Annotated in this window: 15 protein-coding genes and 1 pseudogene; 7 read left to right on the forward strand and 9 right to left on the reverse strand. The window is 54.7% G+C overall.

All coding sequences use genetic code 11. The annotated features are described in order from the left end of the window. Window positions 1–20: 20 nt before the first annotated feature. Entirely contained in the window at window positions 21–1,805 is a 1,785-nt protein-coding gene (locus AC791_RS12970; protein ID WP_049840834.1) for a methyl-accepting chemotaxis protein, read from the forward strand. 44 nt (window positions 1,806–1,849) lie between these two features. Here the strand turns inward: AC791_RS12970 and AC791_RS12975 are convergent, their stop codons facing one another. Together AC791_RS12975 and chaB are read right to left on the reverse strand one after the other, a co-directional pair. After that, window positions 1,850–2,515, reverse strand: coding sequence for a gamma-glutamylcyclotransferase (locus tag AC791_RS12975; RefSeq protein ID WP_049840835.1), 666 nt, complete (start codon window positions 2,513–2,515; stop codon window positions 1,850–1,852). 161 nt (window positions 2,516–2,676) lie between these two features. Further along, the gene (gene chaB, locus AC791_RS12980) at window positions 2,677–2,907 is read right to left on the reverse strand and encodes a putative cation transport regulator ChaB (RefSeq protein ID WP_049840836.1); all 231 of its coding nucleotides are present in this window, start codon (window positions 2,905–2,907) and stop codon (window positions 2,677–2,679) included. 262 nt (window positions 2,908–3,169) lie between these two features. Here chaB and chaA point away from each other — a divergent pair, with 262 nt between their 5' ends. Then, window positions 3,170–4,264 carry a sodium-potassium/proton antiporter ChaA gene (gene chaA / locus AC791_RS12985; protein WP_049840837.1) on the forward strand — a complete coding sequence of 365 codons (1,095 nt, stop codon included), beginning with the start codon at window positions 3,170–3,172 and terminating at the stop codon, window positions 4,262–4,264. A gap of 50 nt (window positions 4,265–4,314) precedes the next feature. On the opposite strand, the gene kdsA is transcribed toward chaA, so the two are convergent. From kdsA to hemA, 6 genes and pseudogenes are all read right to left on the reverse strand, one after another. Beyond that, on the reverse strand, window positions 4,315–5,169 hold the full coding sequence (gene kdsA / locus AC791_RS12990; protein ID WP_049840838.1) for a 3-deoxy-8-phosphooctulonate synthase: 855 nt from the start codon (window positions 5,167–5,169) through the stop codon (window positions 4,315–4,317). Window positions 5,170–5,208: 39 nt separating this feature from the next. Beyond that, window positions 5,209–6,015 (reverse strand): invasion regulator SirB1, encoded by an 807-nt coding sequence (sirB1, locus tag AC791_RS12995; protein WP_049840839.1) that lies wholly within the window; start codon window positions 6,013–6,015, stop codon window positions 5,209–5,211. A 3-nt stretch (window positions 6,016–6,018) separates the two neighbouring features. Further along, a pseudogene (locus AC791_RS20810) lies at window positions 6,019–6,189 on the reverse strand (siroheme synthase); the annotation flags it as partial. A gap of 57 nt (window positions 6,190–6,246) precedes the next feature. Continuing rightward, window positions 6,247–7,086, reverse strand: coding sequence for a peptide chain release factor N(5)-glutamine methyltransferase (gene prmC, locus AC791_RS13000; protein ID WP_049840840.1), 840 nt, complete (start codon window positions 7,084–7,086; stop codon window positions 6,247–6,249). After that, window positions 7,086–8,168, reverse strand: a complete 1,083-nt coding sequence (prfA, locus tag AC791_RS13005; protein WP_049840841.1) for a peptide chain release factor 1 — start codon at window positions 8,166–8,168, stop codon at window positions 7,086–7,088. The genes prmC and prfA overlap by 1 nt, the downstream gene beginning before the upstream one ends. A gap of 35 nt (window positions 8,169–8,203) precedes the next feature. After that, window positions 8,204–9,460 (reverse strand): glutamyl-tRNA reductase, encoded by a 1,257-nt coding sequence (gene hemA / locus AC791_RS13010; protein WP_049840842.1) that lies wholly within the window; start codon window positions 9,458–9,460, stop codon window positions 8,204–8,206. Window positions 9,461–9,655: 195 nt separating this feature from the next. Between hemA and lolB the strand changes: the two genes are divergently transcribed. The 4 genes from lolB to dauA all read left to right on the forward strand — a co-directional run bounded on the left by lolB (window position 9,656) and on the right by dauA (window position 14,028). Next, window positions 9,656–10,273, forward strand: a complete 618-nt coding sequence (gene lolB, locus AC791_RS13015) for a lipoprotein insertase outer membrane protein LolB (protein ID WP_049840843.1) — start codon at window positions 9,656–9,658, stop codon at window positions 10,271–10,273. Further along, window positions 10,270–11,139, forward strand: coding sequence for a 4-(cytidine 5'-diphospho)-2-C-methyl-D-erythritol kinase (gene ispE, locus AC791_RS13020; RefSeq protein ID WP_049840844.1), 870 nt, complete (start codon window positions 10,270–10,272; stop codon window positions 11,137–11,139). Before lolB ends, ispE begins: the two co-directional genes overlap by 4 nt. A 126-nt stretch (window positions 11,140–11,265) precedes the next feature. Then, the gene (gene prs / locus AC791_RS13025) at window positions 11,266–12,213 is read left to right on the forward strand and encodes a ribose-phosphate diphosphokinase (RefSeq protein ID WP_148677797.1); all 948 of its coding nucleotides are present in this window, start codon (window positions 11,266–11,268) and stop codon (window positions 12,211–12,213) included. Between the two features lie 99 nt (window positions 12,214–12,312). Further along, window positions 12,313–14,028, forward strand: a complete 1,716-nt coding sequence (gene dauA / locus AC791_RS13030) for a C4-dicarboxylic acid transporter DauA (protein ID WP_416202300.1) — start codon at window positions 12,313–12,315, stop codon at window positions 14,026–14,028. 44 nt (window positions 14,029–14,072) lie between these two features. Here the strand turns inward: dauA and ychH are convergent, their stop codons facing one another. After that, window positions 14,073–14,345 carry a stress-induced protein YchH gene (gene ychH, locus AC791_RS13035; protein WP_049840846.1) on the reverse strand — a complete coding sequence of 91 codons (273 nt, stop codon included), beginning with the start codon at window positions 14,343–14,345 and terminating at the stop codon, window positions 14,073–14,075. Window positions 14,346–14,601: 256 nt separating this feature from the next. Between ychH and pth the strand changes: the two genes are divergently transcribed. Continuing rightward, complete coding sequence (gene pth, locus AC791_RS13040) at window positions 14,602–15,186, forward strand: aminoacyl-tRNA hydrolase (RefSeq protein WP_049840847.1); 585 nt, start codon at window positions 14,602–14,604, stop codon at window positions 15,184–15,186. The last annotated feature ends 34 nt before the right edge of the window (window positions 15,187–15,220 follow it).

The raw sequence follows: 15,220 nt of genomic DNA on the forward strand, positions 1-15,220 counted from the left end.
ACACCGCAGGTATCCTCTCTATGTTCAAATCAATACGCACGCGCATTATTGCCGCCACCGCGGCTTGTCTCGCCCTTGCACTGCTGCTCAACACCGTAATTAATTACCAGGTCACGAGGCAGAACAATCAGCGTTCGCAGCAGGAAATATTAACCAGCGCGCAGGGCAGTCACGGAATGGCGATTGCCGACTGGGCCGGAGCGAAACTGGCGATGATTATCTCCCTGCAATCTGCGGCCCTCAGTGCCGATCCGCTCCCGATGCTGGCGCAAATCGCTCAGGCAGGCGGCTTTATTAATGTCTACGTCGGGTATGCCAATCGTACGGCTAAATTTTCTGATGCGAACGGCATTCCTGCGGATTACGATCCAACGATTCGTCCCTGGTATCAGCAGGTGGTGAAGGAGAATGCGCCGGTGGTTACCGCGCCTTACGTGGATGCCGGAACCGGTAAACTGGTCGTCACCTTCGCCGTCCCGGTCGTGGACAACGGTGAACTTAAGGGCGTCGTCGCCGGTGATGTCTCGATGGATAACGTGGTCGCCAACGTGCGTGAAATCCATCCTACTCCCGCCAGCAGTGGGCTGTTACTGGACAACAACGGGACGATTATTGCCGCCAGCAACCCGGCGCTGACCCTGAAGCCGTTCAGCGAAGCCGTAAGTGATACCGATTTTACCGCACTGGCATCAGGCAAAACCGTTGAAGGCCAGCTTAATGGTACCACCAAAATGTTCTCCGCCGCGCCGGTTAAAGGGACCCACTGGCTGCTGGTCGTTGCTCTCGATCGTAAAGATGCGACGGCCGGAATGGTGTCGTTGCTAAAAGCCTCCGCATTGTCATTGATTGTGCTGGTGCTGCTGGGTGGAGCTGTCGTACATACCATTGTGGCGACCCTGCTAAAACGCCTGCTGACGATCCGTGATGCCATGCTGGCAATCAGTAACGGGACTAACGATTTGTCACAGCGTCTGCCGGAAACAGGTCATGATGAAATAGCGCAAATCGCCCACGCGTTTAACGCGTTCAGCGACAAGCTGGCCGGCGTCATGGTACAGCTTCGCGATGCCAGTGCGTCAGTCCAGACCGCCGCGCGCGAAATTGCCGCCGGTAATCAGGATCTCTCTACACGAACGGAAAAAGCCTCATCAAGTCTGCGCGAAACGGCCAGTGCCGTGGAGCAAATTACCGCCTCTGTGACACAATCAACGGGATCGGCTGCCGATGCTAACGAGCAGGCGCAAAAAGCCAGCCAGGCCGCATCACGCGGTGGGGAAGTGGTTTCTCACGCCATTGAAACCATGCACACGATTGAGAGCGCCTCGACCAAAATTGGTGATATTACCAGCGTGATTGATGGTATTGCCTTTCAGACTAATATTCTGGCGCTTAATGCCTCCGTAGAGGCTGCACGGGCCGGAGAACAGGGACGCGGTTTTGCGGTCGTTGCCGGTGAAGTTCGCAATCTCGCCAGTCGCAGCGCGCAGGCGGCAAAAGAAATTAAATCCCTTATTGATGCCACCACCGACAGTGTGGCCACAGGCTCGCGCTATGTGCGCCTCGCCGGGGACAGTATGCAGGAAATCGTGACCAGCATCGGCAGCGTCTCTGGCATCATGCGCGAGATAAGCGTCGCCAGCAGCGAACAGATGCGCGGTATTCGCGAGATCAATCAGGCGGTGAACGATCTGGATCGGATGGTGCAGCAGAACGCCGAACTGGTGGTGGAATCAGCCGCTGCAGCGGGCGCATTACAAACTCAGGCGGGCGACCTTGCTGAGACGGCGGGCCATTTTCGAATTTAATATCGTAATAAACACGCGCCCGACGCTCCAGTCGGGCGCGCTTATCAGGCCCGGTCGGATAAGTACGCCCGGACGTTGCCTACTAGCTCGTTCAGACAATCGTCATGCATCCCCAGCTTCACCAGTTCTTCTTCGAGCGAGAAAAGATACTGCGCATTGGTTCCGAGTGGTCCGCTGGCGGCGGCGATCAGCGGCGCAATGGTCTGAGCGCGGGTATCAGACTCATAAAGCGGGTGACGCGGATCCATAATAAATACCAGCGCATTAACCGTACGCCCATCATCAAGCTCCAGCTGACACCAGGTCGGCAGATAGCAGCCGGTGATCATCTCGCGCTTCCACAACAGAGAGAGTTCATCTTCCAGGGCCTCATCACGCAGACGGTATGCCACGCCGGTGGTGCGTCCGCCCTCTTTCAGGGCAAGCATTCGGCCAGGCTGACAGGCAGTACCCCGCCCTGCGGTCAGGCGTAAACAGAACGCGCGGTGCCAGCCCGGCAATGTTGCGGTGGCCGATTCGGTAAAATCCAGCGCCGGGTTCCACATTAGCGAACCATAACCAAAAATCCACACCGGGCCGTTGTCTGGCCGGCAGGCAAGCGTGCCCGCCAGTGAGGACGCACGCTGCTCCGCGCTCCACAATAGCGATTCATCAATCGCACCAAATGCCGTTTTACAATCGGCATTGCGCAAGAAATCACGGGTTAACACGTTATTCTACCTCCACTACGACTGCGGCATCCTGCAACATTCATCGATCCTGACGCTGATGCTTTATTGCTCAGCCTGCGTTCAACGATATGCAAAATGCGGACCGGATGCAACCCTGGTGCGGTAGCTACCCGTGGATCATAACGTGGAGGCGTGGCAGGCTATTTTTTCTTATGCCACTTATCGTCATCACCCTTTTCATACTCATGCTTCACCGCCGCCCATGCGACCCGGTGTGCGGTTTCCTCCCTGCTGGCATCGCCCCGGCGATCCTCTTTATCTTTATACTGTTCCCAGGCGCTGTTGAACGCCTCTTTATAGATGTCCTGGGCATGAGCGGGCAGCACGTTGGTGACGTTGTCGGGTAGATCGCTTCTGTTTTTATACGGCATAATGCTCTCCTGTTCGGGTAAACACTAAGCCTGGCTCAGGAAGTTCATCGCTGCCAGCAAGAAGATAAAATGAAAACGCAACAAACTTAACCTACTGTAATTTCATATAAATATTTCTAAAATATGAGATTAAAGCAACTCAAACACTTTTTCACCTCAGCCGTAAATAAAAGTAAAAAATCACCCAAAAACCCGCGTATTCTGCTACTTTGTGACTTTGTGTTACCTATAATTACAATTTATGCTTATATGGAGATGGTTCATGCCTCATACATCAGAGGCGGTTAAAACCCGCCATAAGGAGACCACGCTGCTTTTCCCGGTGCTTGCCCTGGCAGTGCTGCTGTTTTGGGGAAACAGCCAGTCACTGCCAGCGGTTATCGGAATTAATGCGCTGGCATTAGTCGGTATCCTGGCCAGCGCCTTCAGCGTTGTTCGACATGCGGATGTTCTTGCTCATCGCCTGGGCGAGCCATTCGGTTCACTTATTTTAAGTCTTTCAGTCGTTATTCTTGAAGTCAGCCTTATTTCTGCATTAATGGCCACCGGAGACGCTGCGCCTACCCTGATGCGCGATACGCTGTATTCAATCATCATGATTGTGACCGGCGGACTGGTCGGTTTTGCATTGCTGCTGGGCGGGCGCAAATTCGCCACTCAGTATGTGAATCTGTTCGGCATTAAACAGTATCTTATCGCCTTGTTTCCGCTGGCTATTATCGTACTGGTCTTCCCGATGGCGCTGCCCGGCGGCAACTTCAGCACCTCTCAGGCGCTGCTGGTCGCGTTGATTTCGGCGGCAATGTACGGCGTGTTTCTGCTGATCCAGACCAAAACGCATCAAAGCCTGTTTGTTTATGAACACGAAGATGACGGTGACGATCCGCATCACGGCAAGCCATCAGCGCACAGCAATATATGGCATACGATTTGGCTGATCGTACATCTGATCGCGGTCATTGCCGTTACCAAGATGAACGCTGCGCCGCTGGAAGCGCTGTTAACCGAGCTGAATGCCCCTGTTGCCTTCACTGGTTTCCTTGTCGCCCTGCTGATCCTTTCACCTGAAGGGCTGGGAGCGCTGAAAGCCGTACTGAATAATCAGGTGCAGCGCGCAATGAATTTATTCTTTGGCTCGGTGCTGGCGACCATTTCATTGACCGTGCCGGTAGTCACGCTGATCGCCTTTGCCACAGGCAATGATTTAGTCTTTGCCCTGGGAGCGCCTGAGATGATCGTGATGGTGGCCTCCCTGGTTCTGTGCCAGATTTCGTTTTCGACCGGGCGCACCAACGTGCTTAACGGTGCCGCACATCTGGCATTGTTTATTGCCTATTTGATGACGATCTTTGCCTGACGGGTAACGGAAACGCCAATAAAAAAACCCGCCGCAGCGGGTTTTTTTATTTAGTTGCTGGTATCCAGCGGCTCAAAGTTCTTCACCAGATCGTCAATGGCTTTAATCTGTTTCAGGAACGGCTCAAGCTTATCCAGCGGCAATGCAGACGGGCCATCGCATTTTGCATTAGCAGGATCCGGATGTGCTTCAATAAACAGACCGGCCAGACCTACGGCCATACCGGCACGAGCCAGTTCGGTCACCTGTGCGCGGCGACCACCGGAGGCGGCGCCAAACGGGTCACGGCATTGCAAAGCATGGGTCACATCGAAAATTACCGGTGAGTTACCGGAGACATTTTTCATTACGCCAAAGCCCAGCATATCCACAACCAGGTTGTCGTAACCGAAGTTCGCCCCACGGTCGCACAGGATGACCCGATCGTTACCGCCTTCAATAAACTTGTCGACGATGTTACCCATCTGGCCTGGGCTTACGAACTGCGGCTTTTTCACATTGATCACCGCACCGGTTTTCGCCATGGCTTCAACCAGGTCGGTCTGACGCGCCAGGAAAGCGGGAAGCTGGATCACATCAACAACGTCAGCAACCGGCTGGGCCTGGCTGGCTTCATGGACGTCAGTGATGATTTTTACGCCAAACGTCTGTTTCAGCTCCTGGAAAATCTTCATCCCTTCTTCCAGACCCGGACCACGGTAGGAATTGATAGAAGACCGGTTGGCTTTGTCAAAAGAGGCTTTGAACACGTAGGGAATGCCCAGTTTCTGGGTTACGGTTACATAGTGTTCACAAATACGCATCGCCAGATCGCGCGACTCAAGGACGTTCATCCCGCCAAACAGCACGAACGGCAGGTCGTTTGCGACATTAATATCGCCAATGCTAACCACTTTTTGTTTCATAGGATCGCCTTATCAGGGTTAAATCGGATTCATTCCAGATTAATGCAAGGTAATGTGTTTCTGCGAGATAGAATTAATTTGCGCACGGATCATTTCGCTTATCGGATCTTCCGGGCACTGCTCAACGAAATAGTTCAGGTCCGTCAGTGCAATATGATCGCAGTCAAGCTGCGCATAGATAAGCCCACGGTCGCGAATTTCATAGGGATCGTCCGGATTAAAGGACAGCAGTGCTTCGCTGGCGCGCAGCGCCAGTTCCATTTGTCCCTCATCCATAAGCGCCGCTTTAAGGGTATCCAGCATTTTATGCACGACTTCCGCGTTATCAGCTTCATCGAGATCTTCGTTGAAAAGCTCCGCTATCGGGCTGATATTACCTTTTAGCCAGACTTCAAGAGTGTGCTCGTCAAGGGTGTCGCCATTGAACGGGTTAATCAACCATATTTCTTCTGAGGTTTCGGCCCGCAGGATAAGCTGCGTCGGGAAAATCACCGGCGCCAGCGGCAGCGACAGTTGCTGTGCCACCCATAGCAGGATCGCCCCCAGCGATACCGCGCTACCCTGACGTTTTTGCAATACCTCGTCCAGCCATAATGCATCGGACAGGCGATATATGCCGCGACAGGCGCCAAATCCCCACTCTTTAAAAAATAGCTCCAGCAGCTTTTCCAGCTGACGCTCTTCACTCCAGGCCGTGCTGATCTCTTCTTGCGCCAGGCTGACCAGATCGCCGAGCGCAGCGTAAACGGTCTGCACCGGAAAATCGTCCCGGACGGTTTCTGAAATCCGGATCACGCCTTCACACAGCGATGCTTTATTAAATTCGAAATCGGCCAACGACCGCATAATTTACCCCAATAACGGTATTTTTGTGGTGGCGAGTTTAATGATGATGTAGAGCACCACCAGCCCCGGCAGAAAGGCGATAATGCCTGCTTACCGGCTGCGCGGACAACAATGACCGGACGCAACAAAACCCAAAACAATATCCATAATAACGCCAAATGGCGTCTCAGTCAGCCGCCAGCCCGGTACCAGACATAGCCGATAGTGCGTTATTGCTGTGCATCTGACACGTTATTCCTGCGGGCAAAACTGCCCCAGCGTCAGGCGATCGTTACCGCCATAATCCCGGCACGTTTCCACCTGCTGATAGCCCGCCGCGTTAAATAGTGCCCGTACGGCTTCGCCCTGCTGCCAGCCATGCTCGACTAACACATAGCCTGCCGGTAGCAGGTGTTCCCGCGCGGTGGTAATGATGTGCGCGAGGTCGGCCAGCCCCTCCTGCCCTGCAATCAGCGCGCTTTTGGGCTCAAAGCGCACATCCCCCTGCCCCAGATGCGGATCGGCCTCATCAATATAGGGGGGGTTACTCACGATAATGGCGAAACGTTGCCCGGAAAGCGCACTGAACCAGTGACTCTGCATCAGCGTTACGTTGCGGATATCCAGATGCTGTGCATTGCGTGTGGCCAGCGCCACGGCGTCAGGATGGAAATCCACCGCCGTAACAGCACAATCCGGACGCTCGGTCGCCAGCGCCAGGGCAATGGCCCCGGTTCCAGTGCCAAGATCGAGGATCTGACACGGCTCAGCCGGGAGGCGTACCAGCGCCTGTTCGACCAGGCATTCGGTGTCCGGGCGCGGGATCAGGGTTGCGGGAGAGACAAACAGCGGCAGCGACCAGAACTCACGCTGACCGGTCAGATGCGCGATGGGTTCGCCGCGCTCGCGCCGCATCAGCAATGCTTCCAGCTGCTCAAGCTCGGTGGTCTTCAGCATGGTTTCGGCAAAGGCGAGAATAAATGTTCTTGCCCGCCCGGTAACATAGCCCAGCAAAATCTCCGCGTCGCGACGTGGACTTTCGCTGGCACTCAGTCTGTCAACGGCCAGCCGTAACCACTGCTGAAAATCCATCATTCCTGATCGGCCAATGCCGCCAGTTGATCGGCCTGGAATTCCTGCACGATAGGCTCAATCAGCATATCCAGCTTGCCTTCCATCGCTTCATCCAGACGGTAGAGCGTCAGGTTGATACGGTGATCCGTTACGCGCCCCTGCGGGAAGTTGTAGGTCCGGTTACGGTCACTGCGATCGCCGCTGCCGAGCAGGTTACGGCGAGTTGACGCTTCCGCCTGCTGGCGACGGGCTACTTCTGCGGCCCGGATACGCGCCCCGAGCACTGACATCGCTTTGGCTTTGTTTTTGTGCTGGGAACGTTCATCCTGACACTCCACCACAATTCCGGTCGGCAAGTGCGTAATACGTATAGCGGAATCGGTGGTGTTAACGTGCTGACCGCCCGCGCCCGAGGAGCGGAAGGTATCAATACGCAGATCCGCCGGGTTGATATCCGGCATTTCCGCTTCCGGCAACTCCGGCATCACCGCGACGGTACAGGCTGAGGTATGAATGCGACCCTGAGATTCTGTCGCCGGGACGCGCTGCACCCGATGACCGCCAGATTCAAATTTCAGGCGGCCGTAAACGCCATCGCCGCTGATTTTGGCAATCCCTTCTTTATACCCGCCGTGTTCGCCTTCGTTAGCGCTGATTATCTCCACGCGCCAGCGGCGGGATTCGGCATAACGGCTATACATGCGAAACAGATCGCCGGCAAACAGCGCCGCTTCGTCACCGCCGGTGCCGGCACGAACTTCAACAAACGCATTGCGTTCGTCATCAGGATCTTTCGGCAGAAGTAACAATTGTAATTGCTGCTCCAGCTGCTCACTTTTTTCTTTGGCATCGCGCATCTCTTCCTGCGCCATTTCGCGCATTTCGGGATCGTCGAGCATCAGTTGCGCGGTTTCAATGTCTTCCTGAACCTGTTGCCAGTCAGTAAAGCAGCGTGAAACATCGCTAAGCTGCGCGTACTCCCGCGACAGCGCCCGGAACCGCTCCTGGTCGGCGATGGTTCCCGCAGCGCCCAGCAGCGCCTGAACTTCTTCATGGCGCTCGTGCAGAGCTTCCAGTTTAGCAACAATAGAAGGCTTCATAGGCGTTAATGCACCCTGTTATAAGAATGGTTGTGCTACTCCAGCCCGAGGCTGTCGCGCAAAATATGCAGGCGATCGTCATCCCCGTCACGGGCAGCCTGCTGGAGAGATTTGGTTGGTGCGTGGATCAGGCGGTTGGTTAATTTACGCGCCAGATCCTGCATAATGGCCTGCGCGTCGCCTCCCTGTTGCAGAGACGCCAGCGCTTTAGCCGTCAGTTCATCACGCACTGACTCGGCCTGGCTGCGGTACTCGCGGATGCTGAAGCTGGCGCTTTGCGCGCGCAGCCACGCCATAAACTCACTGGCTTCCTGTTCCACGATGGTTTCAGCCTGTACGGCGGCGGCTTTACGCTGCGCCATATTGTGCTGAATAATATTTTGCAAATCGTCAACGCTGTAGAGATACGCGTTAGACAGTTTGCCAACATCAGGTTCGACGTCACGCGGGACGGCGATATCTACCAGCAGCATCGGCTGGTTGCGGCGGGCTTTGAGCGCGCGCTCGACCATACCTTTACCGATAATCGGCAGCGGGCTGGCGGTGGAACTGATAATGATATCCGCTTCCTGCAAACGAACATCGACGTCACTTAAGGCGATGACTTCTGCGCCAACTTCATCCGCCAGCGCTTGTGCCCGTTCCCGGGTACGGTTGGCGATGATCATTTTGCTGACGCGATGTTCACGCAGATGTCGGGCCACCAGTTCAATGGTTTCACCCGCGCCAACCAGCATCACGGTAACGGTAGAAAGCGATTCGAAAATCTGTCGCGCCAGCGTACAGGCGGCGAACGCCACGGAGACTGCGCTGGCACCGATGTCGGTTTCGGTACGTACCCGTTTGGCTACGGAGAAGGATTTCTGGAACACGCGTTCCAGCTCGCTGACGTTAAGATGCCCGCGCTCGGAGTCAGCAAACGCTTTTTTTACCTGACCGAGAATTTGCGGCTCACCGAGCACCAGGGAGTCGAGGCCGCTGGCCACGCGCATCAAATGGCTTACCGCATCGTTGTCCTGATGCCAGTAGAGGCTATTGCGCACTTCATCTTCATTGAGATTATGATACTCGCACAGCCAGCGAATCAGCCTCTCACGCAGATCGCTTTGCTCTTCAACGCTCAGATAGAGTTCGGTACGGTTACACGTTGACAGCACTACGCCGCCCTGCACCATTGGCTGCGCCAGCAGGCTTTCCAGCGCCTGGTCGAGCGTATCCGGCGCGAACGCCACGCGTTCACGCAGTGCGACAGGTGCTGTTTTGTGATTGATGCCAAGCGCTAAAAGGGTCATGTGTGCGGGAGTAGTACCAGCGTTGATAAGGTTAGCCTGCACGCATCATACAGGATGCGCGGAATCAATAAAAGGGACGCTATCCTTTTGGAGTAATTAGCGATAATGGTATTTAAGATAACGTGAACGTAGACGGTATCTTACGGTAACGCTAGCATTAAGTGTTAACTCCGCAACGTACATCAAGGATTTACGATGATCAAAAGCCGTTTATTACGCCTGCTGCCGCTAACCGCGCTGGTTCTGAGCGCCTGTGTCTCTCATCAACCAAAAGGCCCGGCGACCAGCCCGGACTCGCCGCAGTGGCGTCAGCATCAGCAGGAGATCCGCCAGCTTAATCAGTACCAGACGCGCGGAGCGTTTGCCTTTATTTCCGATCAGCAAAAAGTCTATGCCCGTTTCTTCTGGCAGCAAACCGGCCAGGACCGCTATCGTCTGCTGCTCACGAATCCGCTGGGCAGTACTGAACTTGAGCTGAAAGCCCAGCCAGGTTCAGTAGAGCTGGTCGATAACAAAGGTCAACACTATACCGCCGACGATGCTGAAGAGATGATCGGTAAACTGACTGGAATGCCTATTCCGCTAAACAGTCTGCGTCAGTGGATACTGGGTCTGCCGGGCGATGCCACCGATTATAAACTCGATAGTCAGTACCGTCTGAGCGAAGTGAACTATGCGCAGAATGGCAAGACCTGGAAAGTGGTTTACAGCGGTTACGACAGTAAAACGCAGCCTGCCCTGCCGTCTAATATGGAACTGACGCAAGGTTCTTCGCGCATCAAACTCAAAATGGATAACTGGATCGTTAAATGACGTTACGCTTGCCCTCACCGGCGAAACTGAATCTCTTTTTGTATGTAACCGGCCAGCGTGCCGATGGCTATCACACGCTGCAAACGCTGTTTCAGTTTCTCGATTACGGCGATACGCTAAGCTTCACACTGCGTCAGGATGGCCAGGTATGCCTGCTGACGCCGGTTGACGGCGTGCCGAATGACGAAAATCTGATCGTGCGCGCCGCCCACTTGCTGATGCAGGCCGCGCAGCAAAGCCAGCGTCTGCCAGAAGGCTGCGGGGCCGATATCGGCATAGAGAAGCGTCTGCCGATGGGCGGCGGACTGGGCGGCGGTTCGTCGAATGCGGCAACGGTGCTGGTGGCGCTTAATACGCTCTGGCGGTGTGGTCTGTCAGTCGACGAACTGGCCACGCTGGGTTTAACCCTCGGGGCAGACGTTCCGGTTTTCGTTCATGGCCATGCCGCCTTTGCTGAGGGCGTCGGCGAAGTCCTGACGCCGGTGACGGTCGCGGAAAAATGGTATCTGGTGGCGCACCCCGGGGTCAGTATTCCGACGCCGGTGATTTTTAAAGACCCGGATCTGTTACGTAATACGCCAAAAAGGTCAATTGAAACGTTATTAAAATGTGAATTCAGCAATGATTGCGAGGTTATCGCAAGAAAACGTTTTCATGAGGTTGATGCGGCGCTTTCCTGGCTGTTAGAATACGCGCCGTCGCGCCTGACTGGCACAGGAGCCTGTGTCTTTGCTGAATTCGAGACCGAATCTGCTGCTCGTCAGGTGCTAGAGCAAGCCCCGGAATGGCTGCACGGCTTTGTTGCGCGTGGTGTGAACCACTCACCGCTTCAGCAAACCCTTTCGGAGCTCACTGAGTTTCGGTGACAACGTCACCCTGTTTCAGACGTTGCATCGCGCTCTTTAATACACCGTTTGGATGAAATTGTTCCTGGCCCGCACCGTTTTTGGCACATTTCATCCACCACTGGACGCATGCCTGAGGTTTTTCTCGTGCCTGATATGAAGCTTTTTGCTGGTAACGCTACTCCGGAACTAGCACAACGTATTGCCAACCGCCTGTACACTTCCCTTGGCGACGCCGCCGTAGGTCGCTTTAGCGACGGCGAAGTCAGCGTACAAATTAATGAAAATGTACGCGGTGGTGATATTTTCATCATCCAGTCCACTTGTGCCCCTACTAATGACAACCTGATGGAACTGGTTGTTATGGTCGATGCCCTGCGCCGTGCTTCTGCAGGCCGCATCACAGCCGTTATCCCCTACTTCGGTTATGCCCGTCAGGATCGTCGCGTACGTTCTGCTCGTGTGCCTATCACGGCGAAAGTCGTCGCTGACTTCCTGTCCAGCGTAGGGGTTGACCGCGTACTGACCGTTGACCTGCATGCTGAACAGATCCAGGGCTTCTTTGACGTACCGGTTGATAACGTATTTGGTAGTCCAATCCTGCTCGAAGATATGCTGCAACTGAATCTGGATAACCCGATTGTGGTTTCACCGGATATCGGCGGCGTCGTTCGTGCCCGTGCGATTGCCAAACTGCTCAACGATACCGACATGGCGATCATCGACAAGCGTCGTCCGCGTGCTAACGTCTCTCAGGTGATGCACATCATCGGTGACGTTGCTGGCCGCGACTGCGTGCTGGTTGACGATATGATCGACACCGGTGGTACGCTGTGTAAAGCGGCTGAAGCCCTCAAAGAGCGTGGCGCAAAACGCGTATTTGCCTACGCAACCCACCCGATTTTCTCCGGTAACGCGTTGAATAACCTGCGCAACTCCGTCATTGATGAAGTTGTGGTATGTGACACTATCCCGCTATCTGATGAAATCAAAGCGCTGCCGAACGTGCGTACCCTGACCCTGTCGGGTATGCTGGCCGAAGCGATTCGTCGTATCAGCAACGAAGAATCTATTTCTGCTATGTTCGAGCATTAATCGGGCCAGTATAAAAGACCCGCTACGGCGGGTTTTTTTATCTGTTATCTTTATTTGTATGACTAATGCCTCCGTTATCGGTGCCGTCACTGACTGATAATGCGCTCACGGACGATCACCCTGGTGAAAAATATTCTCTCTACACATGTGATGCCTTTTCGTGCGCTCATAGACGCGTGCTGGAAAGAGAAATATACCGGCTCACGCTTCATACGCGATGTGATTGCGGGTATTACCGTCGGTATTATTGCCATTCCACTGGCGATGGCACTGGCTATTGCCAGCGGCGTCGCGCCTCAGTACGGACTTTATACGTCTGCCGTCGCCGGCATTGTGATCGCCCTTAGCGGCGGATCGCGCTTCAGCGTCTCTGGCCCGACCGCCGCCTTTGTGGTCATTCTTTATCCGGTTGCCCAACAATTTGGGCTGGCTGGCCTGCTGGTGGCAACCCTGATGTCCGGCGTATTTCTGGTTCTGTTCGGGCTGGCACGTTTTGGCCGATTAATCGAATATATCCCGCTTTCCGTCACCCTCGGCTTTACTTCCGGGATCGGCATAACTATCGGTACTATGCAGATCAAAGACTTTCTCGGTCTGCAAATGGCGCACGTACCGGAACACTACTTACAAAAAGTCGGTGCGCTGGTGATGGCGCTGCCGACGATCAACCCAGGCGACGCCGCTATCGGCATCGTCACTCTGGCCACGCTTATCTTCTGGCCGCGGCTGGGCATACGCGTGCCCGGACATCTCCCCGCGCTGCTGGCGGGCTGCGCGGTGATGGTCATTGTTAACCTGATGGGGGCTAACGTTGCCACTATCGGATCGCAGTTTCACTATGTGCTGGCTGACGGTTCAACCGGTAACGGAATTCCGCAACTGCTGCCGCAGCTCATCTTGCCGTGGGATCTACCCGGCTCGAGCTTTACCCTGAGCTGGAATTCACTGCAGGCGCTGCTTCCTGCGGCATTCTCAATGGCCATGCTGGGGGCAATCGAATCACTGCTTTGCGCCGTGGTGCTGGACGGTATGACCGGTACCAAACATAAAGCTAATAGCGAGCTGATTGGTCAGGGTCTTGGCAACCTTATCGCTCCGTTTTTTGGCGGCATTACCGCCACCGCCGCGATTGCGCGTTCAGCGGCAAACGTACGGGCGGGAGCAACCTCTCCAGTATCTGCGATTATCCACTCGGTGCTGGTGATCCTCGCCCTGCTGGTGCTGGCTCCGCTACTTTCATGGCTTCCGCTTTCGGCCATGGCAGCGCTGCTGCTGATGGTGGCGTGGAATATGAGCGAGGCGCATAAAGTCATCAACCTGCTGCGCCGTGCGCCAGTCGACGACATTATTGTGATGCTCATCTGCATGTCGCTGACTGTACTGTTTGATATGGTGGTGGCCATTAGCGTGGGTATTGTGCTGGCGTCCCTGCTCTTTATGCGCCGTATTGCCCGCATGACGCGCTTTGCTGCGGTTAACGTTACTGTCCCGGACGATGTGCTGGTTCTGCGCGTCATTGGCCCGCTGTTTTTTGCTGCGGCTGACGGGTTATTTACTGAACTGGAATCGCGCATTGCAGGCAAGCGCATTGTGATCCTGAGCTGGGACGCGGTGCCTGTTCTTGACGCCGGTGGTCTGGATGCATTCCAGCGTTTTATTAGCAGACTGCCGGAGGGATGTGAACTGCGGGTGACCAATCTGGAGTTTCAGCCGCTGCGCACGATGGCGCGGGCAGCCATAAAACCGGTGCCAGGACGTCTGGCGTTTTATCCCGACCGCGATGCGGCTCTGGCGAACCTGTCGGCGTCAGTATAAAACCGAAAACGGCGCTCAACAGAGTGCCGTTTTTTTATGCCTGATTAGCTGGGGCGGCCATCGCGACGACAGCGTTTATCGTAATGACGAATCCACCAGTAGCGATCGCTAATTTGCTCATGCCCACCGATACGTGCGCCAGCTACCCACAGGATTGCACCAAGGAAGATACTAAAAACCGCGCCGTGGGCGAAAAATTGTGGCAGGTTAAGCTGTGGTAGCTGATTTAAAATGGAGTAGCCAACGCCAACTACCATCACCACCAGCCCTAACACCATCAGTGTGTTACCGCATAACGAAGCGCTTTTACGTTTCATATGAACCTCCGGGTCGTCAGGTGGAAAGGAAACCCCTTTTCCGTATAGCTAAAGTATAGTCACCTGCCCCCTCGGGGATTGCGTAACGGATCACATTACCAAATATAAAGTCAACATAAATTTACAAACAAGCCATTGAATCACATCAATTTCTAATAATTCAGCATGGCAATCATCATTAGCGCGCGGAATTTTGTCATTGCCCGCCGCAGACAGTACACTACGCGCATAATATCGACCCTTCGGAAATAAATACGTGAGCATAAAACTGATTGTCGGCCTGGCGAATCCCGGCGCGGAATATGCGGCAACGCGTCATAACGCGGGTGCCTGGTATGTGGATCTTCTGGCGGAACGTTACCGCGCTCCCCTGCGCGAAGAAGGTAAATTTTTTGGCTTTACCTCGCGCATTTCGCTGGCAGGCGAAGATGTCCGTCTGCTGGTGCCCACCACCTTTATGAACCTGAGCGGCAAAGCCGTTGCCGCCATGGCCACCTTTTACCGCATTAATCCTGATGAAATTCTGGTGGCACATGATGAGCTGGACTTGCCGCCGGGGGTGGCCAAATTCAAACTGGGCGGTGGGCACGGCGGGCATAACGGCCTGAAAGATATTATAAGTAAACTGGGCAACAACCCCAATTTTCACCGCTTACGTCTCGGCATTGGTCACCCTGGCGATAAAGACAAAGTCGTCGGCTTTGTGCTGGGAAAACCCCAGGCGGCTGAACAGAAGCTCATTGACGATGCAATTGACGAAGCGGCGCGCTGTACTGAGGTCTGGCTGAAAGAAGGCCTGACTAAAGCAACTAACCGATTACACGCTTTCCGCGCGCAATAACCCGCGATGTGCGGTATTTTTGTCTGGCTCAGTG

Origin of the sequence: Klebsiella sp. RIT-PI-d (genome assembly GCF_001187865.1) — a bacterium.
Taxonomy (GTDB): Bacteria; Pseudomonadota; Gammaproteobacteria; order Enterobacterales; family Enterobacteriaceae; genus Superficieibacter.